This window comes from Aminobacter sp. P9b, from assembly GCF_045345995.1.
In the GTDB taxonomy this organism is placed as follows: Bacteria; Pseudomonadota; Alphaproteobacteria; order Rhizobiales; family Rhizobiaceae; genus Aminobacter; species Aminobacter niigataensis.
Map to the genome: position 1 here is coordinate 1607976 of NZ_CP150082.1, position 24614 is coordinate 1632589.

At 64.1% G+C, this 24614-nt stretch carries 22 protein-coding genes; 10 read left to right on the forward strand and 12 right to left on the reverse strand.

The genetic code is table 11. The annotated features are described in order from the left end of the window. Nucleotides 1-30: 30 nt before the first annotated feature. From WHT83_RS07920 to WHT83_RS07955, 8 genes are all read left to right on the forward strand, one after another. On the forward strand, nt 31-681 hold the full coding sequence (locus WHT83_RS07920) for an RNA-binding protein (RefSeq protein ID WP_183264187.1): 651 nt from the start codon (nt 31-33) through the stop codon (nt 679-681). Next, nucleotides 678-3296 (forward strand): translation initiation factor IF-2, encoded by a 2619-nt coding sequence (infB, locus tag WHT83_RS07925; protein WP_108605398.1) that lies wholly within the window; start codon nt 678-680, stop codon nt 3294-3296. The genes WHT83_RS07920 and infB overlap by 4 nt, the downstream gene beginning before the upstream one ends. 114 nt (nt 3297-3410) lie before the next feature. Continuing rightward, complete coding sequence (rbfA, locus tag WHT83_RS07930; protein ID WP_108609539.1) at nt 3411-3818, forward strand: 30S ribosome-binding factor RbfA; 408 nt, start codon at nt 3411-3413, stop codon at nt 3816-3818. 1 nt (nt 3819) lies between these two features. Next, nucleotides 3820-4767: a tRNA pseudouridine(55) synthase TruB gene (gene truB / locus WHT83_RS07935; RefSeq protein WP_108605397.1), complete on the forward strand. Its 948-nt coding sequence runs from the start codon at nt 3820-3822 to the stop codon at nt 4765-4767. 63 nt (nt 4768-4830) lie between these two features. Continuing rightward, nucleotides 4831-5925 (forward strand): magnesium/cobalt transporter CorA, encoded by a 1095-nt coding sequence (gene corA / locus WHT83_RS07940; protein ID WP_108605396.1) that lies wholly within the window; start codon nt 4831-4833, stop codon nt 5923-5925. A gap of 57 nt (nt 5926-5982) precedes the next feature. Continuing rightward, on the forward strand, nt 5983-6357 hold the full coding sequence (gene rpsO / locus WHT83_RS07945) for a 30S ribosomal protein S15 (protein WP_275543110.1): 375 nt from the start codon (nt 5983-5985) through the stop codon (nt 6355-6357). Nucleotides 6358-6728: 371 nt separating this feature from the next. After that, on the forward strand, nt 6729-8876 hold the full coding sequence (pnp, locus tag WHT83_RS07950; protein ID WP_108605395.1) for a polyribonucleotide nucleotidyltransferase: 2148 nt from the start codon (nt 6729-6731) through the stop codon (nt 8874-8876). 234 nt (nt 8877-9110) lie between these two features. Beyond that, the gene (locus tag WHT83_RS07955; protein WP_406873484.1) at nt 9111-10124 is read left to right on the forward strand and encodes a class I SAM-dependent methyltransferase; all 1014 of its coding nucleotides are present in this window, start codon (nt 9111-9113) and stop codon (nt 10122-10124) included. A gap of 10 nt (nt 10125-10134) precedes the next feature. On the opposite strand, the gene WHT83_RS07960 is transcribed toward WHT83_RS07955, so the two are convergent. From WHT83_RS07960 to fabA, 4 genes are all read right to left on the reverse strand, one after another. Further along, nucleotides 10135-11673 carry a bifunctional diguanylate cyclase/phosphodiesterase gene (locus WHT83_RS07960; protein ID WP_183264169.1) on the reverse strand — a complete coding sequence of 513 codons (1539 nt, stop codon included), beginning with the start codon at nt 11671-11673 and terminating at the stop codon, nt 10135-10137. A gap of 191 nt (nt 11674-11864) precedes the next feature. After that, nucleotides 11865-12677, reverse strand: a complete 813-nt coding sequence (gene fabI, locus WHT83_RS07965; protein ID WP_406873485.1) for an enoyl-ACP reductase FabI — start codon at nt 12675-12677, stop codon at nt 11865-11867. A 10-nt stretch (nt 12678-12687) separates the two neighbouring features. Further along, nucleotides 12688-13911 carry a beta-ketoacyl-ACP synthase I gene (gene fabB, locus WHT83_RS07970; RefSeq protein WP_183264167.1) on the reverse strand — a complete coding sequence of 408 codons (1224 nt, stop codon included), beginning with the start codon at nt 13909-13911 and terminating at the stop codon, nt 12688-12690. Between the two features lie 30 nt (nt 13912-13941). Beyond that, complete coding sequence (gene fabA, locus WHT83_RS07975) at nt 13942-14463, reverse strand: 3-hydroxyacyl-[acyl-carrier-protein] dehydratase FabA (RefSeq protein WP_108605390.1); 522 nt, start codon at nt 14461-14463, stop codon at nt 13942-13944. Nucleotides 14464-14714: 251 nt separating this feature from the next. On the opposite strand from fabA, the gene irrA reads away from it, so the two are divergent. Then, entirely contained in the window at nt 14715-15140 is a 426-nt protein-coding gene (irrA, locus tag WHT83_RS07980; protein ID WP_183264166.1) for an iron response transcriptional regulator IrrA, read from the forward strand. 37 nt (nt 15141-15177) lie between these two features. Here the strand turns inward: irrA and WHT83_RS07985 are convergent, their stop codons facing one another. Beyond that, on the reverse strand, nt 15178-15735 hold the full coding sequence (locus tag WHT83_RS07985; RefSeq protein WP_108605388.1) for an SH3 domain-containing protein: 558 nt from the start codon (nt 15733-15735) through the stop codon (nt 15178-15180). 160 nt (nt 15736-15895) lie between these two features. Between WHT83_RS07985 and WHT83_RS07990 the strand changes: the two genes are divergently transcribed. Continuing rightward, entirely contained in the window at nt 15896-16897 is a 1002-nt protein-coding gene (locus tag WHT83_RS07990) for a 2-hydroxyacid dehydrogenase (RefSeq protein ID WP_406873486.1), read from the forward strand. A 60-nt stretch (nt 16898-16957) separates the two neighbouring features. Here the strand turns inward: WHT83_RS07990 and WHT83_RS07995 are convergent, their stop codons facing one another. The 7 genes from WHT83_RS07995 to dnaA form a co-directional block, all read right to left on the reverse strand. Further along, entirely contained in the window at nt 16958-17383 is a 426-nt protein-coding gene (locus WHT83_RS07995; RefSeq protein WP_406873487.1) for an aconitase X swivel domain-containing protein, read from the reverse strand. Continuing rightward, a complete protein-coding gene (locus WHT83_RS08000) occupies nt 17380-18633 on the reverse strand; it encodes an aconitase X (RefSeq protein WP_406873488.1) in 1254 nt (417 codons plus the stop codon). Before WHT83_RS08000 ends, WHT83_RS07995 begins: the two co-directional genes overlap by 4 nt. Next, nucleotides 18630-19109: a GNAT family N-acetyltransferase gene (locus tag WHT83_RS08005; RefSeq protein WP_406873489.1), complete on the reverse strand. Its 480-nt coding sequence runs from the start codon at nt 19107-19109 to the stop codon at nt 18630-18632. The genes WHT83_RS08000 and WHT83_RS08005 overlap by 4 nt, the downstream gene beginning before the upstream one ends. 2 nt (nt 19110-19111) lie before the next feature. Continuing rightward, a complete protein-coding gene (locus tag WHT83_RS08010) occupies nt 19112-19870 on the reverse strand; it encodes a molybdopterin-synthase adenylyltransferase MoeB (protein WP_108605383.1) in 759 nt (252 codons plus the stop codon). A 52-nt stretch (nt 19871-19922) separates the two neighbouring features. Continuing rightward, on the reverse strand, nt 19923-21050 hold the full coding sequence (recF, locus tag WHT83_RS08015; protein WP_406873490.1) for a DNA replication/repair protein RecF: 1128 nt from the start codon (nt 21048-21050) through the stop codon (nt 19923-19925). Between the two features lie 76 nt (nt 21051-21126). Further along, nucleotides 21127-22245, reverse strand: a complete 1119-nt coding sequence (dnaN, locus tag WHT83_RS08020; RefSeq protein ID WP_183264161.1) for a DNA polymerase III subunit beta — start codon at nt 22243-22245, stop codon at nt 21127-21129. 202 nt (nt 22246-22447) lie between these two features. Further along, nucleotides 22448-23980 carry a chromosomal replication initiator protein DnaA gene (gene dnaA / locus WHT83_RS08025; protein ID WP_108605380.1) on the reverse strand — a complete coding sequence of 511 codons (1533 nt, stop codon included), beginning with the start codon at nt 23978-23980 and terminating at the stop codon, nt 22448-22450. Nucleotides 23981-24614 lie beyond the last annotated feature (634 nt).

The window sequence follows — 24614 nt, forward strand, 5'->3', positions numbered from 1 at the left end:
TGAGGCCGGCCGGAGAATCTGTTGGACGAGATGAACGATCGCACCTGCATCGTCACGCGCAAGAGCGCCGAACCGGATGATCTGATCCGTTTCGTCGTCGGCCCGGATTCGACCGTTTTTCCGGACCTCAAGAGAAATCTGCCCGGCCGCGGTTGCTGGGTGACGGCCGACCGCCTACATATCGACAAGGCGGAGGCCAAGGGCATGTTCGCCCGCGCTTTCAAGGCGCAGGTCGTCGTGCCGCCTGAATTGGGCGCCATGGTCGATAATCTGCTCGCCAGATCGGCGCTTGGCGCGCTTGGGCTTGCCCGAAAGGCCGGTCTGGTGGCACTAGGTGCCGCCAAGGTCGACTCCACGGTCCGCGCCGGCAAGGCGCTTCTTGTACTCCATGCTTACGAGGGTGCTGAAGACGGCGTCCGCAAGATCACCCAGGCCCGCAAGGCCACAGTGCATATCGGCGGGCCTGCAACGCCTGCCTATAAACTTTTTTCGGAAGCCGAATTGGGTTTGGCATTGGGTGCAACAAATGTGATACATGCTGCCGTCCTCGCGGGAGAAGCGGGCAAGGCGGTCGCGAAGCGCATGGTTGCGCTTGACCGATATCGGGGCGGATCCCCGGATGATCTGGCAATGATTGCGGCGATTGCCTACGACGATGATGCCGCAGAGGATATGGAATGAGCGACACTAAATCGGGCGATGACAACACGTTGAGCGTCACTCCGAAGAAGACCTTGACGCTGAAGCGCCCGGGATCGGAGCAGGGAACCGTACGCCAGAACTTCTCGCACGGCCGCACAAAGCAGGTCGTCGTGGAGACTAAGAAGCGTAAGTTCTCCATGCCCGGCGACAAGCACGAGCCGACACCGGCCGCAGCCGTCTTTGCACCCAAGCCTCAGCCCGCAGCTCCGGTAGCCGCAGCTCCGGTGGTCGCAGCACCTGCGCCAGCGCCCGCGCCGGTCGTCGTGCGCGAGACGCCGCGGCCCCAGCCCGAGCGTTCGGGCATGGTCCTGAATGAATTGTCGCGCAGCGAGATGGATGCGCGTCGCCGCGCGCTTGAAGGTTCTGTCGCCCGCGAGCACGAGGAGCGCCAGCGCGCTGCCGACGACGCACGCCGCCGCGCCGAGGAAGATGAACGCCGCGGCCGCGAGCGCGAGGAATCGGCTCGCCGCCAGGCGGAAGAGGAAGCCCGTCTCAAGGCGGAGTCGGAATCGCGCCGTCGCGCCGAGGACGAAGCCCGTCGCCGCGCCCCCGCTGCAGCGCTCGAGGCCAATGTACCCGACGAGGTGGACGCCAAGCCGAAGGGCCGCGTCGGTCCCGGCGTCGCTGCTGCAGCGCCCATCCGCCGCATTGCGACCCCCGAGGTTGCCCGTCCGGCCAAGACCAAGACGGAAGACGACCGCCGTCGCGGCAAGCTGACGCTCAATACGGCGCTGACTTCCGGGGATGGCGACGCCCGTTCGCGTTCGCTGTCGGCGATGCGTCGTCGTCAGGAGAAGTTCAAGCGTGCGATGCACCAGGAAACGCGCGAAAAGATCGTGCGTGAGGTTATTCTTCCTGAGACCATTACCATTCAGGAACTGGCCCAGCGCATGTCCGAACGCGCCGTTGAGGTCGTCAAGTTCTTCATGAAGCAAGGCCAGATGTTGAAGCCGGGCGACGTCATCGACGCCGATACGGCTGAACTGGTCGCTTCCGAATTCGGCCACACGGTTCGCCGCGTTGCCGAGTCCGACATCGAAGAAGGCCTGTTCGACATCGCCGATCACAGCGCGACCCTGGTTTCGCGTCCGCCTGTCGTCACCATCATGGGCCACGTCGACCACGGCAAGACCTCGCTGCTCGACGCCATCCGCAATGCGAATGTGCAGTCGGGCGAAGCCGGCGGCATCACCCAGCACATCGGCGCCTACCAGGTCGAGAAGAACGGTCAGAAGATCACCTTCATCGACACCCCCGGCCACGCCGCCTTCACGGCGATGCGTGCTCGTGGTGCCCAGGCGACCGACATTGCGATCCTCGTGGTTGCGGCCGACGACAGCGTCATGCCGCAGACGATCGAGTCGATCAGCCATGCCAAGGCGGCCGGCGTGCCGATCATCGTGGCGATCAACAAGATCGACAAGCCGACGGCTGATGCCCAGAAGGTCCGCACCGAGCTGCTGCGCCACGAAGTCTTCGTGGAATCGATGGGCGGTGAAGTGCTCGACGTCGAGGTTTCGGCCAAGAACGGCACCAATCTCGACAAGCTGCTCGAGGCGATCCTGCTGCAGGCCGAAGTGCTCGACCTCAAGGCCAACCCCGACCGTACGGCCGAAGGTGTCGTCATCGAAGCCAAGCTCGACAAGGGTCGTGGCCCGGTCGCGACCGTGCTGGTCCAGACCGGTACGCTGATGCCCGGCGACATCCTCGTCGCCGGCAACCAGTGGGGCCGTGTCCGCGCGCTGGTCAATGACCGTGGTGAACACCTCGAAGAGGCGCCGCCGTCCATGCCGGTCGAGATTCTCGGCCTCCAGGGCACGCCTCAGGCTGGCGACCGCTTTGCGGTGGTCAACAACGAGGCCCGCGCTCGCGAGATCACCGAGTACCGCCAGCGCCTGGCGCGCGACAAGGCTGTCGCCAAGCACGCCACCCAGCGCGGCTCGCTCGAGCAGATGATGTCGCAGCTGCAGTCGTCCGGCCTCAAGGAGTTCCCGCTCATCATCAAGGGTGACGTGCAGGGTTCGGTCGAAGCGATCGTGGCTGCCCTCGACAAGCTCGGCACCGACGAAGTGCGTGCGCGCATCGTCCATTCGGGCGCCGGCGCCATCACCGAGAGCGACGTCACGCTTGCCGAAACCTCGGGTGCGGCGATCATCGGCTTCAACGTGCGCGCCAACGCGCAGGCGCGCCACGCCGCTGAACAGTCCGGTATCGAGATCCGCTACTACAACATCATCTACAGCCTCGTGGATGACGTTAAGGATGCGATGTCGGGCCTGCTGTCGCCGGAACGCCGCGAAACCTTCATCGGCAACGCCGAAATCCTCGAAGTCTTCAACATCACGAAGACCGGCAAGGTTGCGGGTTGCCGCGTCACCGAAGGCAAGGTCGAGCGTGGCGCAGGCGTCCGCCTGATCCGCGAAAACGTTGTCATCCACGAAGGCACGCTCAAGACGCTCAAGCGCTTCAAGGACGAAGTCTCCGAAGTGCCGGTCGGCCAGGAATGCGGTATGGCCTTCCAGAACTACGAAGACATGCGCCAGGGCGATGTCATCGAGTGCTTCCGCGTGGAGATGGTGACCCGGAGGCTCTAAGCCTCTGGCATTTGTCTCATCGTTTGGACGGTGGCCGGTCGGCCGCCGTCCGTTTTCGTGCAGCAGGAAGCGCGGTCCCATTCCGCCTCCTGCGACATATGGATTTTCAGGACCATGTCGCGTTTTCAGAGTTCAGGCCCGTCACAGCGCCAGCTTCGCGTCGGCGAACAGGTGCGCCATGCGCTTTCCGAAATGCTCCCGCGCGGAGAGATCATCGATCCGGTGATTGAAACGACGGTCATTTCGATCACCGAGGTGCGCATGTCGCCAGACCTCAAGATCGCCACCGCCTTCGTGTCGCCGATTGGCGCCAAGGATCCCGATACGGTCATCGAGGCGCTCAACAAATACGCCAAGTTCATCCGTGGCCGCGTTTCCTTTGCCTTGCGGCAGATGAAATACATGCCGGAATTCCGTTTCCGGCTGGACACCAGTTACGACAATTTCGCCAAGATCAACGATCTGCTGCGCTCGCCCGAAGTGGCGCGTGACCTCGACGGCGAAGAAGACAAGGAAGACTGACATGTCGCGTCGCGGCAAGAAGAAAGGCCGGCCCGTCTCCGGCTGGCTGGTGCTGGACAAACCCGTGGGCATGGGCTCGACCGAGGCCGTCTCCAAGATCAAGTGGCTGTTCAATGCCGAAAAGGCCGGTCACGCCGGAACCCTCGACCCGCTGGCCTCCGGCATGCTGCCGATCGCGCTTGGCGAGGCGACCAAGACGGTGCCTTACGTCATGGACGGCGCCAAGGTTTACCGCTTTACCGTCTCCTGGGGCGAGGAGCGTTCCACGGACGACCTCGAAGGCCCGGTGACCAAGAGCTCCGACAAGCGTCCTTCCGAGGACGAAATCCGTGCGATCATGCCGAACTACACCGGCGTCATCATGCAGACGCCGCCGCAGTTTTCGGCGATCAAGATTGCCGGCGAGCGCGCCTATGACCTTGCCCGCGAGGGCGAGACGGTCGACATTCCGGCCCGCGAGGTCGAGATCGGCCGCCTCGAGATCATCGAAAACAGTGCTGATCGCACCGTTTTCGAGATCGATTGCGGCAAGGGCACCTATGTCCGGTCGCTCGCGCGCGACATGGGCCGCGATCTCGGCTGCTTCGGCCATATCTCCGAGCTTCGCCGCACTGAGGTCGATCCGTTCACTGCCGAAGACTTCGTCACCATCGCTGAGCTCGAAGCTGCTCGCGCCGCCGGCCAGCCGGACGGCGAAGAGGGCAGCTGGGATTTCACCGCTATTGACGAGTTCGTCGTCGACACCGCAGCAGCGCTCGATTGCCTGCCGCAGGTCGCCGTGACCGACGAGGCAGCCAACAAGATCAGGCTTGGCAATCCGGTCATCGTGCGAGGCCGCGACGCGCCCGTGGAGGCCGAGGAGGCCTGCGCCACCGCGCGTGGCAAGCTGGTCGCCATCGGCGCCATCGAGCAGGGCATGTTCAAGCCCAAGCGCGTCTTCACCGCCTGACACTTGTACGCGGCTGCCGTTTCCGCTTGGATCGTCCCAGATGATTCCGCGGGCGGAACGCGAATGGCAGGGGCTGAGACGATAGCAGTACGTCCATCACGACACGTGCGGCGGGCCCCTGTAGGGGCCTCGCCTGGAACGTTGATTGCCGATCCGTCCGCACGGCAATCGGCGCTCAACCTGACACTGATATCGCCCGACGCGTGCGAATTCATCAACAACGCCAGTCTCGACGATGTGGCGGCCGCTTGCGAGAAATGGCCGCTGATCTGGCTCGACTGCGTCGGTCTCGCCGACATCGCGCTGATCGAGGAAATCGGAAACATCTTCAGCCTGCACACGCTGGCGCTCGAGGATGTGGTCAACACCGGCCAGCGCCCGAAGGCCGACTTCTTCGACGACCATGCCTTCTTCGTGCTCAGCATGATCGACGATGCCAAGAGCGGCCGCTACGAGCAGATTTCATTCTTCTTCGGCGAGAACTTCGTCGTCACCTTCCAGGAGCGTGAGGGCGATCCGTTCGAACCGGTGCGCCAGCGCATCCGCATCTCGAACCCGAGCCGGCTGCGCCATCGCAAGGCCGACTATCTCGCCTATGCCCTGATCGACGCCGTCGTCGACAGCTACTTCCCGATCGTCGATGCCACCGGCGACAAGGTGGATGCGATCGAGGACGAGCTGCTGGCCGCCCCCAGGAAGCAGCACATCAGCCAGTTGCACGGCCTGCGTCGGGCGACCAATCTGCTCAAGCGCACGCTTTGGCCGCTGCGCGATGCCCTGACGACCCTCATCCGCTCCGACGCCGCCTTCATCTCGGCCGAGACAAAGGTCTATTTCAACGACACGCTCGACCACTCGATCAGGTTGGCCGAGACAGTCGAATCCCAGCGCGAAACGATGATCGGCCTTATCGAAATGCAGTTGTCGCTGTCGCAATCGCGCACCAACGAGATTATCGGCGTGCTGACGATCGTCTCGGCGATCTTCATCCCGCTGACCTTTCTCGCCGGCATCTGGGGAATGAATTTCGACCCCACCATATCGCCCTGGAACATGCCCGAGCTGTTGTGGCCTTATGGCTATCCCGTGGCCCTCGGCTTCATGGCCCTGGTCGCGATCTCGCTGGTGTTGTTTTTCCGCTGGCGGAAATGGCTCTGAACCCCGGCCCGGAGCCGGCTTGCGAAATAGCTGGCATTTGCCGCCAAATTCCACTATATGCGCCGCAACATCGCGTCTTTTGCCGCTTTGTTCATCGGCCCCAGCTGGACGACATCCCGGCCGTGGGCGTCCCGTTTCCTCCAGATCGAAAGGAAAAACACGATGTCGATCACTGCCGAGCGCAAGTCGGAACTCATGGGCGAATTCGCAACCGTCAAGGGCGACACCGGTTCTCCGGAAGTCCAGGTTGCCATCCTCTCCGAGCGCATCAAGAACCTGACCGAGCACTTCAAGGACCACAAGAAGGACAACCACTCCCGTCGTGGTCTTCTGGCGCTCGTCTCCCAGCGTCGCAGCCTGCTTGATTACCTCAAGCGCAAGGACGACGCACGCTATCAGACGCTGATCGAGAAGCTCGGTCTGCGCCGCTGACGAATTGACCGGCGGGCTCTCCTTGTGGGAGCCCGCCGGTCGCGCATTCAGGGCCATCAACCGGATGGTCCCTCGGCCCGATCCTGCCACAGGGTGCGGTCGCGTCGAAAAGGTTCCGGAGCGCCAAAGGGAAGCGCCCGAACCGCCCATGGACGGTCATGGGGCAGGATTGCAGGACGTTCGGTCGGCCGCCTTCGCGGCCAACATCCACCACCGAGCTTCTTGTTGTCTTGCCCGTGGCTGGCCAAACTGAAGCCAGGCACATGATCCATCAGGAAGGCCCTGTGGTTTTCCCGGATCCCGTGCCTAACAAGCCAGGGAATGGGCGCGCCGCCGAGCGGCGTTGCCACTCCCGCTACGAAGGACAAGAAATGTTCAAACACCACAAAGTCGAAATCGAGTGGGCCGGCCGTCCGCTCATCCTCGAGACCGGCAAGATCGCGCGTCAGGCTGACGCCGCCGTTCTCGCCACCTACGGCGAGACCGTCGTTCTCGCGACGGTCGTTTCGGCCAAGGAGCCGAAGCCTGGCTTCGACTTCTTCCCGCTGACCGTCAACTACCAGGAAAAGACCTACGCGGCCGGCAAGATCCCCGGTGGCTATTTCAAGCGTGAAGGCCGTCCGAGCGAAAAGGAGACGCTGGTCTCCCGCCTGATCGACCGCCCGATCCGTCCGCTCTTCGCCGCCGGCTACAAGAACGACACCCAGGTCGTCATCACGGTTGTGCAGCACGACCTCGAAAACGATCCTGATATCCTGTCGATCGTTGCCACCTCGGCTGCCTTGACGCTCTCGGGCGTGCCTTTCATGGGCCCGATCGGCGGCGCGCGCGTCGGCTACATCAACGGCGAATACGTGCTCAACCCGCACATCGACGAGATGCAGGAATCCAAGCTCGACCTCGTTGTCGCCGGCACCGATGCCGCCGTGCTGATGGTCGAGTCGGAAGCCAAGGAACTGGCCGAAGACATCATGCTCGGTGCCGTCATGTTCGGTCACCGTGGCTTCCAGCCGGTCATCGACGCCATCATCAAGCTGGCCGAAGTGGCCGCCAAGGATCCGCGCGACTTCACCGCGCCGGACTATTCCGAGCTTGAAGCCGAGATGCTGAAGATCGTCGAAGGCGAACTGCGCGACGCCTACAAGATCACCGACAAGCAGGCCCGCTACACCGCCGTCGACGCGGTCAAGACCAAGGTCAAGGCAGCCTTCGCCGCTGAAGGCGAAGAAGCTCCGAAGTGGTCGGCCGACAAGGTCGCAACCGTGTTCAAGGAACTCCAGGCCAAGATCGTGCGCTGGAACATCCTCGACACCGGTTCGCGCATCGATGGTCGTGACCTCAAGACCGTCCGCCAGATCGTTTCCGAAGTCGGCGTCCTGCCGCGCACCCACGGTTCGTCGCTGTTCACCCGCGGCGAGACCCAGGCGCTTGTCGTTGCCACGCTCGGCACCGGCGAAGACGAGCAGTATGTCGACGCGCTGACCGGCATGTACAAGGAGAAGTTCCTCCTTCACTACAACTTCCCGCCCTACTCGGTTGGCGAAACCGGCCGCATGGGCTCGCCCGGCCGCCGCGAAATCGGCCACGGCAAGCTCGCCTGGCGCGCTGTCCGCCCGATGCTGCCGGCTGCCGAGCAGTTCCCCTACACGCTGCGCGTCGTCTCCGAGATCACCGAGTCCAACGGCTCGTCCTCGATGGCCACCGTCTGCGGCACCTCGCTGGCGCTGATGGATGCGGGCGTTCCGCTGCAGAAGCCGGTTGCCGGCATCGCCATGGGCCTGATCAAGGAAGGCGAGCGCTTCGCCGTCCTGTCTGACATCCTCGGCGACGAGGATCACCTCGGCGACATGGACTTCAAGGTTGCCGGCACGACCAACGGCATCACCGCGCTGCAGATGGACATCAAGATCGACGGTATCACCGAAGAGATCATGAACATCGCGCTCGGCCAGGCCAAGGACGGCCGCCTGCACATCCTCGGCGAAATGGCCACGGCCCTGTCGGAAGGCCGCTCGGAACTGGGCGAATTCGCTCCGCGCATCGAGGTCATGCACATCCCGACCGACAAGATCCGTGAAGTCATCGGCTCGGGCGGCAAGGTCATCCGCGAGATCGTCGAAAAAACCGGCGCCAAGATCAACATCGAGGACGACGGCACGGTCAAGATCGCTTCGTCGAACGCCAAGGAAATCGAGGCGGCCAAGAAGTGGATCCACACCATCGTGGCTGAGCCGGAAGTCGGCGAGATCTACGAAGGCACGGTCGTCAAGACCGCTGACTTCGGCGCCTTCGTCAACTTCTTCGGCCCGCGCGACGGCCTCGTCCACATCTCGCAGCTTGCCAACGACCGCGTTGCCAAGACCTCGGATGTGGTCAAGGAAGGCGACAAGGTCTGGGTCAAGCTGATGGGCTTCGACGAGCGCGGCAAGGTCCGCCTGTCGATGAAGGTCGTCGACCAGGAAACGGGCAAGGAAATTGCTCGCGACAAGAAGGCTGAAGGCGAAGAATCCGCCGCCTGATAGCCTGATAAGTTGATAAGAAGCGGGCGCGCCGTAAGGTCGCGCCCGTTTTCGTTTGTTGTGCGGTCTTCGAGGCTCACTTCGCTCGCACCTCAGGATGAGGTAGGTAGGGCTCGGTGGCAGCATGACAGGTTACATCAAGCCACAACATCTCCGGTTGGTGGCGCCAACCGCCCTCATCCTGAGGTGCTTGCCGAGGGCGAGCCTCGCAGGACGCACGACTAGGATGCCAGAATGCGCGATGCCCTGAAAACCCTGTTCTATCCCTTCGAGGCCGACGTCCTGGCGATGCCGGGGCAGGGCGCGCGCGTGTTGTTCATCGGCGCCGAGCCGGGCTTCAGGACGCCGCAGGGCTTCGACGCAAAGCTTTCCCTGGTTCAGGGCTTTCGACCCCACGTGCTGGCCCTGGCGGCCGCGGGACATGATGTGACTGCACGCGCCGAGGAAGAAGGCTTCGACACGGCTCTCGTGCTCGCCGGCAGGCATCGCGGCCTCAACGAACTGCGAATTGCCGAGGCGATCGAGCGCGTGGCGGCCGGCGGCCTGATCGTTGTTGCCGGCGGCAAGGACGACGGCATTGCCAGCCTGCGCAAGCGGCTTGGCTCGATGGTCGAGATCGAGGACCACCTGCCCAAGTATCATGGCACTGCACTCTGGTTCCGGCGCACCGCGCAGGCGGACGCTGCCGCTGCCGCCTTGCGCGCTGACAATCCCGAGCAACTGGTCGAGGACCGCTTCCGCACCGCGCCCGGCATGTTCTCGTTCGAACGCGTCGATGCCGGTTCGCGCCTTCTGGCCGACAACCTGCCGTCCGACATCAAGGGCAAGGTCGCCGATTTCTGCGCCGGCTGGGGCTATGTCGCCGCCGAGGTGGCGGCGCGCGCCAAGGAACTCAAGGCGCTCGACCTGTTCGAGGCCGACTTCGACGCGCTGGAGGCGGCCAAGGCCAACGTGCCCAACACACCTGTCCAGCCTGCGTTCCACTGGCAGGATCTCGCCAAGGAACCGGTCGAGCGGCGCTACGATTTGGTGGTGATGAACCCGCCGTTCCATCAGGATCGCGATGCCGATCCGGAGATCGGCCAGCGCATGATCAAGGCGGCATCTGCCGCGCTCAAGCCCGGCGGCAGGCTGTTCATGGTGGCCAACCGCCATCTGCCCTACCAGCCGGTGCTGGCGGCAACATTCTCATCTGTTCAGGAAATTGCCGTCGACAGCGCCTTCAGGGTCTATTCCGCCAAGCGCTGAGCGTGCGTTTTCAGTGCAGGCTGGTGGGGCGGTCAGCGGGAACGACAAGCCCTGCATCGCCAATGACGAGCGGCGCCGGCCGTCCGAAGAAATAGCCCTGCACCACCTGGCAGCCAGCCGCCCTGAGCAGGGTGGCCTGGTTCTCCGTCTCGACGCCCTCGGCAATGGTGCGCACGCCGAGCGCCCTGGACAGGCCGACGATGGTCGAGACCACGGCGCCGGAATTGCTGTCGGTCTCCATGCGGCTGACGAAGGAACGGTCGATCTTGAGCTTGTGGAACGAGAAGTCGATCAGGTAGGCGAGGTTAGAGTAGCCGGTGCCGAAATCGTCGACGGCCACCGAAATGCCCATCGCCGTCAGCTGCTTCAGGATCAGGGCGGCGCGGTCGCGGTCCTGCATCATCGCCGATTCGGTCAGCTCCAGTTCGAGCCGCTTGGGCGCGATGCCGGTTTCCTTGATGATCTTCTCGACGATGCCGACGAAGTCGCGGGTCATGAACTGGACCGGCGAAATGTTGACCGCCACGAAGCAGTCTTCCGGCAGCAGGCGCGCATCGGTGCAGGCCTTGCGCAGCACCCATTCGCCGATCGGGGCGATCATGCCGGTTTCTTCGGCGACCGAGATGAACTCGTTGGGCGCGATCATGCCGCGCTCGGGGTGATTCCAGCGGATCAGCGCCTCGTAGCCGACGACGCGGCCGGTCGGCAGGTCGAGCTGCGGCTGGTAGTGAAGGTCGAAGTCGCCGCGCTCGAAGGCGACATGCAGTTCCGACTCGACCCATTGGCGGTGATCTGCGACGCGGCCCATCTCGGGCTGGAAAACGGTCCAGGCGCCGATGCCGCTGGCCCGCGCGTTCTGCAGCGCCAGGTTGGAGCGGCGCAGCAGCGTCACCGGATCGTAGCCGTCCTTGGGCATGGCGACCACGCCGACGGACACGTTGACCGACTGGAGATGCGATGCCAGCGGGTAAGGCCGCATGAGATCGTGGATGACGCGGTCGATGAGCGCTTCGAGCGACCCGTGCAAGGCCTGGTCGGGATAGAGGATGGCGAATTCGCCGGCGCCGATGCGGCCGACGACCACGTCGCGCGGCAGCGCCGCCTTGAGCCTTGCGGTGAAGGCACGGATCAGCGCGTCGCCATTGCTGTAGCCGATGGCATCGTTGATCTGCTTGAAGCGGTCGATATCGATGTCGATGAGGAACACCGGCTTGCCGGTTCGTGCCGTGGCCGACGCCGCCTCGGCGATCTTGCCGACCATCGCGGTACGGGCCAGCAGCCCGGTCAGCTTGTCGAAATGGGTCTCGTTGAAAACGTAATCGGCCGATTCGTCGATGCCGGCGAAGAACGACATGGCTGCAATCGACGCAGCGAGCGCGCAAAGCGCGGCGATGACCGCGCTGGCAACTTCCGTGGGCATGCCGCCGATGTTGTCGCCAAGGGCGAACTTCAGCCCCCACATGCCCAATGTGAAACTGCCCAACCCCGAACTGGCGATGGTGACGAGCCGAAACAGCGGGCTTCGACGGGGATTCCTGACGGCAGGCATGCGTGACTTTCCTAACTTGCGTGGCATCACTACCGATTCGCTCGTTAAGATCGCTTGCGGCGATTGTCTACAATTTTAATTTGGGCAAGAATTTTCACCCCGCCGCAAGTCTTCCCATAAGCGCAAAAGACGCTGCAAAAGCATGAATAGGTACATGGGGCTTGCCGGAAATCGAATCCGATTTCCGGATACTACTCGCGGCCACCGTCCATCTGCTTGAGCTCGTCCAGCGTCGGCATCGAGACGATGTGATAGCCCGAATCAACGTAATGGATCTCGCCGGTGACGCCCGACGACAGGTCCGACAGCAGGTACAGCGCCGAACCGCCAACCTCGTCGAGGGTCACGGTACGCCGCAGCGGCGAGTTGCGCTGCTGGTAGGAGAACATGTGGCGGGCATCCGAGATGCCAGCACCTGCCAGCGTGCGCACCGGGCCGGCCGAGATGCCGTTGATGCGGATGCCGCGCGGGCCGTAATCGTTGGCAAGATACCGGACACTGGCCTCGAGGCCTGCCTTGGCGACGCCCATGACGTTGTAGTTGGGCATGACGCGCACCGATCCGGCATAGGTCAGGGTGATCATCGAGCCGCCGTCGTTCATCAGGGCCGCAGCGTGCTTGGCGACTTCGGTGAATGAGAAGCACGAGATCACCATGGTGCGCACGAAATTTTCGCGCGTGGTGTCGGCGTAGAGGCCCTTCAGCTCGTTCTTGTCGGAGAAGCCGATGGCGTGGACCAGGAAGTCGATGCCGCCCCACTTTTCCCTGAGCGTCTCGAAGGCGGCAGCCACCGAGGCGCTGTCCTCGACGTCGCAGGGCACCAGGATCTCCGCGCCGACCTTCTCGGCCAGCGGCTTGACGCGGCGGCCAAAGGCCTCGCCCTGATAGGTGAAGGCAAGCTCGGCGCCGTGCTGGGCGAGCTTCTGCGCGATACCCCAGGCAATGGAGTGGTCGTTCGCGACGCCCATGATGAGCCCGCGCTTGCCCTTCATCAATCCATCCATGTCGGTGTCCCTATGCGGAGAGGCGCTGGAAAACGAGCGTGGCGTTGGTGCCGCCGAAGCCGAAGGAATTGGACAGCACCGTGTCGATCTTGGCGTTGTCGATGCGCTTGCGCACGATCGGCATGCCTTCGAATTCCGGGTCGAGCTCCTCGATATGAGCGCTCTCGCCGATGAAGCCGCCCTGCATCATCAGGATCGAGTAGATCGATTCCTGCACGCCGGCCGCACCCAGGGAGTGGCCGGTCAGCGACTTGGTCGAGGTGATGTTGGGGAGCTTGTCTGCAAAGACTTCGCGGATCGCGCCCATTTCCTTCGAATCGCCCACCGGCGTCGAAGTACCGTGGGTGTTGATGTAGTCGACCGGACCCTTCACCGTCGACAGCGCCTGGCGCATGCAGCGCATGGCGCCTTCGCCCGACGGCGCGACCATGTCGTAGCCGTCTGATGTCGCACCGTAGCCGACCAGTTCGCAATAGATCCTGGCGCCGCGCGCCTTGGCGTGTTCGAGCTCCTCGAGCACCAGCACGCCCGCGCCGCCGGCGATGACGAAGCCGTCGCGGTTGGCGTCATAGGCGCGCGAGGCGACCGAGGCGCGGTCGTTGTACTTGGACGACATGGCGCCCATGGCGTCGAACAGGTTCGACATGGTCCAGTCGAGGTCCTCGTGGCCGCCGGCGAACATGACGTCCTGCTTGCCCCACTGGATCATCTCGGCGGCGTTGCCGATGCAATGCGCCGAGGTCGAGCAGGCCGACGAGATCGAATAATTGACGCCGTGGATCTTGAACCAGGTGGCGAGCGTTGCCGATGCGGTCGAAGACATCGCCTTCGGCACGGCGAACGGCCCGATGCGCTTGGGGCTGTTGTTCTTGAGCGTGATCTCTGCGGCTTCGACGATGGTGCGGGTCGAAGGACCGCCCGAACCCATGATGATGCCGGTGCGTTCGTTGCCGGAAATGACGTTCTCTTCGAGACCGCTGTCGGCGATCGCCTGCTTCATGGCGACATGGTTCCACATGCCGCCCTGCGACAGGAAGCGCGCGGCGCGACGGTCGACAAGTTCGGTCGTGTCGAGATTCGGCGCGCCCCACACCTGGCACTTGAAGCCATGTTCGGCAAAGGATTCGGAAAAGCTGATGCCGGACTTGGCGTCACGCAGCGAAGCCTGAACCTCGGAGGCGTTGTTGCCGATGGACGATACGATGCCAAGGCCAGTTACGACGACACGTCTCATGAGAATCTCCGGTCCAGTGTATGGGGCCGATCAGACGGCCGAGGCTTCCTGCTTCGAGAGCCCGACCTTCAGGTCGGTAGCCTTGTAGATAGGTTCGCCGTCAGCCTTCAGCCAGCCATCGGCGATGCCGAGCACCAGGCGGCCGCGCATGACGCGCTTGAAGTCGATGCCGTATTCGACTTTCTTCACCGAAGGCGTGACCATGCCCTTGAACTTCACCTCGCCGGTGGAGAGCGCCATGCCCTTGCCGGACTCGCCGAGCCAGCCGAGGAAGAAGCCGGTCAGCTGCCACATGGCGTCGAGGCCGAGGCAGCCGGGCATGATGGGATTGCCGATGAAATGGCAGGGGAAGAACCAAAGGTCCGGCTTGATGTCGAATTCGGCGCGGACGAAGCCCTTGTCGAACTCGCCGCCGGTCTCGCTGATCTCGGTGATGCGATCGAACATCAGCATCGGCGGGGCCGGCAGCTGGGCATTGCCGGGTCCGAACAGCTCGCCGCGGGCACATGCCAGCAATTCTTCGTAGCCGTAGCTGGATTTCTGATCGGCCATGAACACCTTCCCCGTAATAGTTCTCGGGCGGTGCCACGCCCTTCTTGTGTGCTCTCACTAGCACAGACTGTTTGCAGCCGGAAACCGGCGTTTGCGATTAACGTGCCCGTCCGCCTGGGTCAATGCGCGCTATTGATCGCATTTGAACGACAGAATATATGTCAGGCATAGCTTGCCGGCGTTCCATTCGGATTTGAGAGCGCCTGGCGGATATTATTGAGGCGAAGGCCAACTTCGACGAGGCAAACCGAGTGGATTCCCGCAAGGCCAGTATTGCTGTGGAAGCGCGTGTCCGCGACGCGGGGCTGAGGCCCACGCGGCAGCGCATCGCGTTGGCCGAACTCCTGTTCGCAAAGGGCGATCGCCATCTCTCGGCGGAGGAGCTGCACGAAGAGGCGCTGGGCGCCGGCGTGCCGGTGTCGCTGGCGACCGTCTACAACGCGCTGCACCAGTTCACCGAGTCCGGGCTGCTGCGTATTCTCGCGGTCGAAGGTTCGAAGACCTATTTCGACACCAACACCTCCGACCACCACCACTTCTTCATCGAAGGCGAAAACCGCGTGTTCGATATCGAATCGGGCCCGGTCACGGTCACCAACCTGCCGGAGCCTCCGGAAGGCATGGAAATCGCCAATGTCGATATCGTGGTGAGGCTCAGGCCCAAGCGCCAAGCCTGAGGTCGGCGATCCCGGCTGCGGCAGCCGGGAAGATAACTCAGTTCTCGATGCTTTCGCCGGGATATGCACCCCAGACCTGCGACTGGTTGAGCCAGCCGCTCGTGCCGGCAAAGGTCATCTCGCACCATTCGCCGTTGCACTGCTTGATCGAGCCGATCACGCCTGGGTCGATGACGGCGACGGTGCGCGCGCCCTGTTCGGGTTTGGCCAGCAGGTTGAGCTGTGCCGGCTTGCCGCGCTGCCAGGGAGCCGTCATCGCCGTGCGGTGGCCCGACAGCAGCGACTGGTTGATCCAGCCCTCGGCACCTTCCGAGTCGCGCACGCGGCGCCAGTTGTCATATTCCTGGATGATTTCCATCGGCAGGCCCGGCTTGAGATAAAGCCAGTCGACCGGATAGTTGACGCCGGGGCCGATGCGCGAATTGACCTTGCCGGATTTCAGGCTGACGAATCGCGGCAGCGGCAGCCCGCTCGGGCCGAGCCTGACGTCCTGGGCCGCCACGGCGGGGCCGACCAGACCGGCATTCGGCGAAACGAAAGCAATGCCGATCAGTGCTGCGCTGACGGCCAGGCGGAGCGACGCGAAACCAGACACTTCCGTAACCTCTGTTTGAACCTGGTGTCCTTTTGGCGGGCACCCTTTTTCTTTGTCTTCGGCGGCACTGCTTGTTACACAGATTACCGCTCAGTGATCGGTTCCCAGTTTCGCCGGTCTTGGTTAAAGAGGTCTCAACGAGATCTTCGTCGAGGATAGAATGGCCGGTCGAAAAAAGCCTCTCGTCGTCATTACGCGCAAGCTGCCCGACCAGGTCGAGACGCGCATGCGCGAATTGTTCGACGCGCGCCTCAATGTCGACGACCGACCGATGACCCAGCCGGAGCTGGTGGCGGCGGTCAAGGAGGCCGACGTGCTGGTGCCGACGGTCACTGACACCATCGACGCAGCCCTGATCGAGCAGGCCGGGCCTAACCTCAAGCTGATCGCCAATTTCGGCAATGGCGTCGACAAGATCGATGTCACCGTTGCCGCGAAACGCGGCATCACCGTCACCAACACGCCGAATGTTTTGACCGAAGACACGGCCGACATGGCGATGGCGCTGATGCTCGCCGTGCCGCGCCGGCTGACCGAGGGCGCGAGCGTTCTCACCGGCGACAAGAAATGGGCTGGCTGGTCGCCGACCTGGATGCTCGGCCGCCGCATCGGCGGCAAGCGTCTCGGCATCGTCGGCATGGGCCGCATCGGCACCGCCGTCGCCCGCCGCGCCAAGGCTTTCGGCCTATCGATCCACTATCACAACCGCCATCGCGTGCTGCAATCGGTCGAAGACGAGCTGGAGGCGACCTACTGGGAAAGCCTCGACCAGATGCTCGCCCGCATGGACATCATCTCGATCAACTGCCCGTCGACGCCGGCGACCTTCCATCTGCTGTCGGGGCGCCGGCTGGCGCTGATGCAGCCGCACGCCTACCTCGTCAACATCGCCCGTGGCGACATCATCGACGAGGATGCACTGGTCAAGATGCTGCAGGACGGCAAGCTTGCCGGTGCTGCCCTCGACGTCTTCGAGCATGAGCCGGCGGTCAACCACAAGCTGCTCAAGCTCGCCGCCAAGGGCAAGGTGGTGCTGATGCCGCATATGGGCTCGGCCACCATCGAAGGCCGTATCGACATGGGCGAGAAGGTCATCATCAACATTCGTGCCCATGTCGACGGGCATCGCCCGCCGGATAGGGTGCTGCCGCTCAGGACCTGATCAGCGAGGGCGCTGCACGTTCGCTGCGTCCTTCGAGGCTCGAAGGACGCACTGATGAATTCAGTCCGTCAGGTCCGAACCCCGAATCGTCACCTCGCCGTCAGCCCCGACCCGCACTTGCTGGCCTTCGAAGGCGCTGAACGCGTCGCGCGGCAACTTCACCGCCACCGGGGTCATCCAGCCCATCTCGCGCGCCACGATCAGCCCGAGCAGCAGGATGGCGTCGGGCGCGTGCAGCACCAGCGCCGCCGGCGCATGGCCGGCATGCACCAATTCCATCAGCACCGCCGACGCCGACGACGAGCCGATGGTGCCGGGCAGGAACAGCACTTTGCCGGCGATGCTCTCTCCGCATTCAGGATGGCGCACGTCGGCAATGCGTCCGGATTTCGGATCGACCCCACCCCAGAAGCTGATCGGCGCCGACAGGATCAGTGCCGGGCCTTCGCCCGCCTGGCCTGGTACCAGGATTGCGGCCTGGCTCATCGTTTGATCTCCGCAAACAGCGGCCTGCCGGCGACGGCGCTCTCGACGCAATCGGCGAGCGAGCCATAAAGCACGGCATAACCGGTATTGCCGGGCGCATAGTGGGCGAACTTGCCGGAGTTGGTCATCAGCACGCCGCCCGACCGGTCGGGCAGGATCGGCGTCACGACCACGCAGGTATCAGCGACGATGACCACGCCCAGGTCTTCCAGCACCTTGCGCCTGCCGTCGCGGTCGAGTTCGCCAAGAACATGCCGGCCGGTGCAGGCGTGGATCGGCACTGTGAGTCGCCGCCCTGACATCAGCCGCTCCAGCGCGTCGAATTCCGCCAGCGACAAGTGCGGGCTGCCGATGGCGACGGCGTCGATTCGGTCGGCGTTTTCAGCCGTCGACAGGCGCGCCTGCGCCTCGGCGACCATGTCCGGCGTGACGCGGATCACAGTTTCGGCATCCACGCCGCCCAGCGCCGTCTCGGCATCGGGTGCTTCCGGCGTCACGCCTGCGATGTGAAACAGCCCGACCGCGCCCGACGAGGCCGCGGCGGCACCGAATGCCTTGAGCGCGTCCTCGCCGGGATTCTTGGTCACACCCGTGACGACACCAACCGCGTCGCCGACTTCGCGGCCATAAAGGCTGCCCAGCACCGGCCAGGCGATCTCGGAAGCCATGAAGGTCCGGGGCAGGGCGGAGACGTCGAACACCAGCCTGGCCAGGCGATTTTCTGGCCGGTGCAGGCCATAGTCGGGCGCCCGGCCTGATATGGCGCAGGCGATGTCGAGGAAATCGCCGTAGCGGTTGGTGCGCGCGCCGAGGACCGAATTGCAGAATACCACCGCGTTCGATTCGCCCCAGGCGACATCGGTGCCCAAAGCCGGCCTGTGGCCGGCCTGATAGGGCGCGCAGGTCCAGCTCTGCTCGCAGCCGAGCTTTCGGTAGGCCTCCATCATCCGCCGCGCCATCGAGCGTTGCGGCTCTTCCAGGCGCACGCGCGAGCAGCCCATGAGGTCGAGCGCGCCGACATTGAGCGTCGAACGCACCCCTACCCGCGCGCCGCCTTCGACCAGTCTTTCTGCGAACAGCGTGCCCGAATCGCCATGGTAGAGCGCGCCGTCGATATGCGCCGAGGCGATCGGGAGCAGCCTGGGGGCGCCGAGCAGGGCGGCGCTTTCGGCGACGATGCGCATCGCCATCGCCGCACCATCGGTGCCATTGGCGATCCGCCGCTCGTCGGCTGTGAGTTCGAGGCTCAATTGAGCGTCTTCCGGTAGGTGATCGACGTCGGGCGGCCGTAACCTTCGTGTGCCGTGCGCTCGAATTCGACGAAACCCATCCGCTCGAAGGTCGCGTGGTTGGCTTCGAGCTCGATTCGGGTCTGCAGTTCGAGGGCAGGTTTGCCTTGCGCGACGGCATGGCGTTCGGCCGCCTGCATCAGCGCCCGGCCGATGCCCATCCCGCGGGCACTGTCATCGACCGCCAGCTTGCCGACATAAAAGGCGTCGGCGCGCTCGGCGGCGAAGATGCAGCCGGCGAGCCTGCCGTCCAGCGCGGCGATGAAACAGACCTCGTTGCTAGCCCTGTCGCGAAGGTTGGCCGGCGTCAACCGATGCGCCGAGGACGGCGGGTCGATGACACCGTCCATGTAGGCGAAGCAGCGCATGATCAGGTCGAGCAGTTCGGCCCAGGCCGAAAAATCCTCGGGGAGGCGGGTGACGATCAGGCCGGTCATCGTCAGGGCGCCTTGTAGCGGACCGTGTCGAACCGGGCGCCGAGCGCATCGTAGAGCAGCAGGCGGCCGACCAGCGGTTCGCCGATGCCGGTGATCAGCTTGATCGCCTCCATTGCCTGCAGCGTGCCGATGACGCCTGTCAGCGCGCCGAGCACGCCTGCCACCGCGCAGGAGGGCACAAGTCCCGCCGGCGGCGGTTCGGGAAACAGGTCGCGGTACGAGGGGTTTCGGCGTCCGTCGGCGCCGGACTCGAACGGCTTCAGCACGGTGATCGAGCCGTCGAAACGACCGACCGCGGCATGCACCAGCGGCCGTTTCACCTCCGCGCTGGCGTCGGCCACGGCGTAGCGTGTCTCGAAATTGTCGGAACCGTCGATGACCATGTCATAACCGGCGATCAGATCCGCCGCATTGTCGGGCGTCAGCCTGAGCTTGTGCAGTTCGACTGTCACATGCGGGTTGATGCGCAGGATCGCGGTCCTTGCGCTTTCGGCCTTGGAGATGCCGATCGACTGGGTGTCGTGGATCACCTGGCGCTGCAGGTTGGACAACGAGACATGATCGTCGTCGACGATGCCGAGCGTGCCGACGCCTGCCGCCGCCAGATATTCAAGAACCGGCGCGCCGAGCCCGCCGGCGCCGATCACCAGCACGCGGGCGCGCTTCAGCTTCTGCTGGCCCGGGCCGCCGATCTCCGGCAGCACGATGTGGCGGGCGTAGCGTTCGAGTTCTTCTGAAGAGAGCGGGGCTGACTGGTTCATGACGCAACCATATCGCCGCGAGTCCTGCTTGTCAGTCCGGTAGCGGTACGATCTATAGGTCCATGCCGTCGGGACCGACTGTCGCTCGAACGCTGCCGTGGTCGACAGTCAGGAACTGCGCCCGCCCAGCGAGGCTCGAAAAAAGGCTGGCTTCGGTGCCGGTCATGAAGGCCTGGCAGTTGAGCTCCTCGAGGATTTCGAACAGCGCCGCGCGGCGTCCGGCGTCGAGATGGGCGGCGATCTCGTCGAGCAGCAGGATGGGGGCTGCGCCCGCCATCTCGCCGGTCAGGCGTGCATGCGAGATGACGATGCCGACCAGCAGTGCCTTCTGCTCGCCGGTCGAGCACAGTTCGGCCGGCATCGATTTAGGCCGATGACGGACCAGGAGGTCGGAGCGATGTGGGCCTTCCAGCGTGCGCCCCGCCGCACGGTCGCGGTCGCGGCCGCTGGCGAGCGCCTGGCGGAAGCGCTCTTCCAGTTCCACCGCCGGCATGTTGCCGATGCTTTCCTCCAGCGTTCCGGAAAGCGCCAGCTCGGCTTGCGGGAAGGGACCGGTCTCGGGCATGCGGCCGATCATGGCGGTAAGCAGCCGCACCATCTCGACGCGGGCGGCGGCGATAGCCGCACCGGTCTCGGCCATCTGGATCTCGATCGCATCGAACCAGGCGTTGTCGCGGCGGTCCTCTGAAAGCAGCCGGTTGCGGCCGCGCATCGCCTTTTCGTAGTCGAGCGCGCGCTGGCCGTGTGCCGGGTCGATGGCCAGCACCAGCCGGTCGAGGAAGCGCCTGCGGTCGCCGGTCGGCCCGGTGAACAGCGCATCCATCGACGGCGTCAGCCAGACCACGCGCAGCCAGTCGAGCATCTCGTCGGCCGACTTTGCATTGGCGCCGTTGATGCGCACGCGCCGGCCAGCTTCGTTGGCGGCTTCCGGTGCGGTGCCTGTGCCGATCTCGACATCGCCGAACGATCCTTCGATGCCGGCATGCACGGCAAAGCCGCCGGCACTGCCTTCGCGCGCCACGTCGGGATAGGGCGCACGGCGCAGCCCGCGCCCAGGCGTCAGAAACGAAATCGCCTCGAGCAGGTTGGTCTTGCCGGCGCCGTTGTCGCCGGTGAACACCACGGCACCAGGCCTGAGGTCGAGCGCAAGCGAGGTGTAGTTGCGGAAATCCGTAAGCATGAGCTTACGGATATGCGTCGAGGGGGTGCGTTTTCGCTCGCCCCCCGGTTCCTGGTCTGGCACGGGCGTCGGGGCGCTACACGCGCATCGGCATCAGCACGTAGAGAGCGTTCTCGTCGGCTGTGTCGTGGATGAGCGTGGGGGAGCCGGCATCGGCCAGCATGAAGCGCGCTTCGCTGCCCGAGAGCTGGGCGGCGACGTCGAGCAGGTACTTGGCGTTGAAGCCGATCTCGATCGGGTCCGACGAGTAGTCGGCGGCGAGTTCTTCGGTCGCGCTGCCCGAATCGGGGTTGTTGACGGCAAGTGTCACCTGGCCGTCGGCGATCGTCAGCTTCACCGCGCGGCCGCGCTCGGACGAGATCGTCGAGACGCGGTCGACGGCCGCGGCAAAGCTCTGCCGGTCGATGATCAGCTGCTTGTCGTTGCCGCTCGGAATGACGCGCTGGTAGTCGGGGAAGGTGCCGTCGATCAGCTTCGAGGTCAGGATCACGCCGCCGATGGTCAGGCGGATCTTGGTATCGGAAAGCTCGGTCGTCACCGCCACGTCGGGCGTGTCCATCAGCTTCTGCAACTCGCTGACCGTCTTGCGCGGGATGATGATGCCCGGCATGCCTTCCGATCCGGCCGGCGCCTCGACCTCGGCACGGGCGAGGCGGTGGCCGTCGGTGGCAACCGCACGCAGCATCAGCTTGCCGCCGCTCTCATGCGTGTGCAGGTAAATGCCGTTGAGGTAGTAGCGCGTCTCTTCGGTCGAGATGGCAAACTGCGTCTTGTCGATCAGGCCCTTCAGCGCCTGGGCGTCGAGCCGGAAGATATGCGAGAAGGTGCCGGCCGAAAGCTCCGGGAAGTCCGACTGCGGCAGGCACTGCAGCCGGAAGCTCGAACGGCCCGACACCACCGACATGGCGTTGCCGTCTTCGTCGGTCCTCAGCATCACTTCGGCACCGTCGGGCAGCTTGCGCACGATGTCGTAGAGCAGGTGGGCGGGTACGGTGGTCGCACCGCCTTGCTCGATATTTGCCGGCGTAGCTTCCGAGATCTCGAGGTCGAGGTCGGTGGCCTTGAGTTCGAGGCTTGCGCCGTTGGCCTGCAGCAGCACGTTGGAAAGAATCGGGATCGTGTTTCGCCGCTCCACCACGCGGTGCACGTGGTTCAGCGACTTCAACAGGTTGGAGCGTTCCAGGATAACACGCATGACGAAACAGGCTCGCTTATTTGAAGGTGCGGGCTCACGGGCTCGAATGCGCCCGGGAAAGCCCGCAACACGATCGGAATTGCGCCGAGTCTGACAGTAAAAACTATGGAAAGGCAAGCCCGCGCAGCCATTCCAGGGCGGTTGCGCGGGCGTTCTGGGGATAAGTGGCGGACGTCGATCGGTCGCCGCCGCCACCGAGCCGTCAGGCCTGGTCGTTGATCAGCCTTCTCAGCAGCTCGAGTTCCTGCGCCAGCGTGTTGTCGCCACCCGAGAGGTCCTCGATCTTGCGCACGGCGTGCAGCACGGTTGTGTGGTCGCGGCCGCCGAAACGCCTGCCGATCTCGGGCAGCGAGCGCGGCGTCATCACCTTCGACAGATACATGGCGATCTGGCGCGGCTTGACGATGGTGCGGGTGCGGCGGTTCGAAAGGAGCTCCGTCTTCGACACGTTGTAGTGGCGCGCGACGACGCGCTGGATGTCTTCGATACGCACGCGCTTGGGCTCGCCCGAGCGATAGATATGGCCGAGGATCTCGTCGATCCGCTCGATCGACAGCTGCGGTTCGAACGACTGGCGGAAGATCAGCTGGTTGAAGGCGCCTTCCAGCTCGCGGCCGCTGCCGGTGACCGTGCGGGCGACATGGGCGAGGATCTCCTCGTCGATGGCAAGGTTCGGGTCTTCGTTCTTGGCGCCGGCAAAGCGCATCTTGAGCATGCCCAGGCGCATGCCGAAGTCCGGCGCCGACATCTCGAGCGCCACGCCGCCATTGAGGCGTGAGCGGACGCGGGGTTCGAGCGATTCCAGTTCTGCCGGCGGGCGGTCGGCTGCCACCACGACCTGCTTGGCCGAGTCGAGCAGCATGTTGATGAGATGGCAGAACTCGTGCTGGATCGACTTGCCCTGCAGGAACTGCATGTCGTCGATGATCAGCAGGTCGATGTCGCGCAGCTGTTCCTTGAGCGTCAGCGCGTTGTTGTCGCGGATCGCGGTCGCGAAACGCCACATGAAGTATTCGGCCGTCAGGTAGACGACACGCGACTTCGGGTTCTGGCGCAGCGACTCGGCGGCGATCGCCTGGAGCAGGTGCGTCTTTCCGAGACCGACGGTGGCGTGGAGGAACAGCGGGTTGAAGCGCGAGTTCGATTCCGCCACCGCACGGGCGGCGGCCAGCGCCACGCGATTGGACGGACCTTCGACGAAGGACTGGAACGTGTAGCGCGGGTCGAGCGGCGAGCCGAGAACGCTCTGCTTGAACTCCGCATCCGCCGTGCCGTTGCGGGCAGGGGCGGGGCGTTCGGTGCGTCCGGCAGCCACGGTGCTGGTGGCCAGGGCCGTCTGAGCCTGGCGCACCGGCTTGCGCAGTGCTGCGGCCTCGGCTTCGACGCCGGGACGCATCTGGCGGGTGGCCGTACGGATGATGATTTCGAGCTTCAGGAGCTCGGGTTCTTCCTGCCGCCAAAGCTCGGAAATCAGATCCAGATAGTGGCTGTTGATCCAGGAACGCAGGAAGGCCGTCGGCACCGAAAGGCGCACCACGCCCTTCGAAGTCTCGGCAAGCTTCATGCGGCCGAACCAGCTCGAGAATACTTCGCTGCCCAGGCGAACCTGCAGCTGCGTCTTGACCCGGTCAAAATTCTTCTCTGCGGCGCTGGTTGCTGCCACTTCGTTCCCCTCGATCAGTTCGCCGGTAAAAAGAAAGCCCGCATTTGCTTCCCTTTCGATGCCGCTTTGCATGTCGCAATCCCTAACCTTCGGTCCTCGTTGCCGTATGGGGATGCGCCGCTCGCATCTCCACCGGTATGTTCATTCGGGATGCTGCCGTTTCCGGCGAGGCCCCGTATCGCCTTCCTCGGCGCCGTCAGGCGCTTTCGGAAGGCTGGTGCTGCGGGGGCAGCAGCACCAGGCAAATGCGTAGCCCTCCGGCGAAATCGCCGGTGCATTGCAAAGTCACCATGCCGTGTATCCCCACACGCCCCAAGTATAACTCGAAGTGAGCACGCCTCCCCCGATCGCGGATTCCATCCACGCCGAGAACGCCGCCGATTTTTAGGCTTGGCAGAGGGCTTGGTGCCCGTCCCTTCGATGAAAAGACCTTACAAAAATCGCTGTGGACAGGGCAAGGCCGAGTCTAACGCGTTTTTAATGAATCTGCTTAGCCCCCGCCCGGATTCAAAGCCCGTTTGTGTCCCTCGCGCGGCCAAAGCCTTTGTGATTCAAACCCTTTTCCGGGGATCGAAAAAAACCGGGCCCTGTTGGAAAAAATTATAAAAGAATCCGCTTGACACCAACTTGTCCCCCAAGCCCCGTGGGTGACGTGAACAAGCTGTGGATGACCGTTCACAACTCTATGAATTTACAGGAGAATTTC

Bases quoted from the DNA above. Each gene is read 5' to 3' on its own strand.
- WHT83_RS07920 (WP_183264187.1), top strand. From the start codon at position 31: ATGAACGATCGCACCTGCATCGTCACGCGCAAGAGCGCCGAACCGGAT.
- infB (WP_108605398.1), top strand. From the start codon at position 678: ATGAGCGACACTAAATCGGGCGATGACAACACGTTGAGCGTCACTCCG.
- rbfA (WP_108609539.1), top strand. From the start codon at position 3,411: ATGTCGCGTTTTCAGAGTTCAGGCCCGTCACAGCGCCAGCTTCGCGTC.
- truB (WP_108605397.1), top strand. From the start codon at position 3,820: ATGTCGCGTCGCGGCAAGAAGAAAGGCCGGCCCGTCTCCGGCTGGCTG.
- corA (WP_108605396.1), top strand. From the start codon at position 4,831: ATGGCAGGGGCTGAGACGATAGCAGTACGTCCATCACGACACGTGCGG.
- rpsO (WP_275543110.1), top strand. From the start codon at position 5,983: ATGCGCCGCAACATCGCGTCTTTTGCCGCTTTGTTCATCGGCCCCAGC.
- pnp (WP_108605395.1), top strand. From the start codon at position 6,729: ATGTTCAAACACCACAAAGTCGAAATCGAGTGGGCCGGCCGTCCGCTC.
- WHT83_RS07955 (WP_406873484.1), top strand. From the start codon at position 9,111: ATGCGCGATGCCCTGAAAACCCTGTTCTATCCCTTCGAGGCCGACGTC.
- WHT83_RS07960 (WP_183264169.1), bottom strand. From the start codon at position 11,673: ATGCCTGCCGTCAGGAATCCCCGTCGAAGCCCGCTGTTTCGGCTCGTC.
- fabI (WP_406873485.1), bottom strand. From the start codon at position 12,677: ATGGATGGATTGATGAAGGGCAAGCGCGGGCTCATCATGGGCGTCGCG.
- fabB (WP_183264167.1), bottom strand. From the start codon at position 13,911: ATGAGACGTGTCGTCGTAACTGGCCTTGGCATCGTATCGTCCATCGGC.
- fabA (WP_108605390.1), bottom strand. From the start codon at position 14,463: ATGGCCGATCAGAAATCCAGCTACGGCTACGAAGAATTGCTGGCATGT.
- WHT83_RS07990 (WP_406873486.1), top strand. From the start codon at position 15,896: ATGGCCGGTCGAAAAAAGCCTCTCGTCGTCATTACGCGCAAGCTGCCC.
- WHT83_RS07995 (WP_406873487.1), bottom strand. From the start codon at position 17,383: ATGAGCCAGGCCGCAATCCTGGTACCAGGCCAGGCGGGCGAAGGCCCG.
- WHT83_RS08005 (WP_406873489.1), bottom strand. From the start codon at position 19,109: ATGACCGGCCTGATCGTCACCCGCCTCCCCGAGGATTTTTCGGCCTGG.
- WHT83_RS08010 (WP_108605383.1), bottom strand. From the start codon at position 19,870: ATGAACCAGTCAGCCCCGCTCTCTTCAGAAGAACTCGAACGCTACGCC.
- recF (WP_406873490.1), bottom strand. From the start codon at position 21,050: ATGCTTACGGATTTCCGCAACTACACCTCGCTTGCGCTCGACCTCAGG.
- dnaN (WP_183264161.1), bottom strand. From the start codon at position 22,245: ATGCGTGTTATCCTGGAACGCTCCAACCTGTTGAAGTCGCTGAACCAC.
- dnaA (WP_108605380.1), bottom strand. From the start codon at position 23,980: ATGCAAAGCGGCATCGAAAGGGAAGCAAATGCGGGCTTTCTTTTTACC.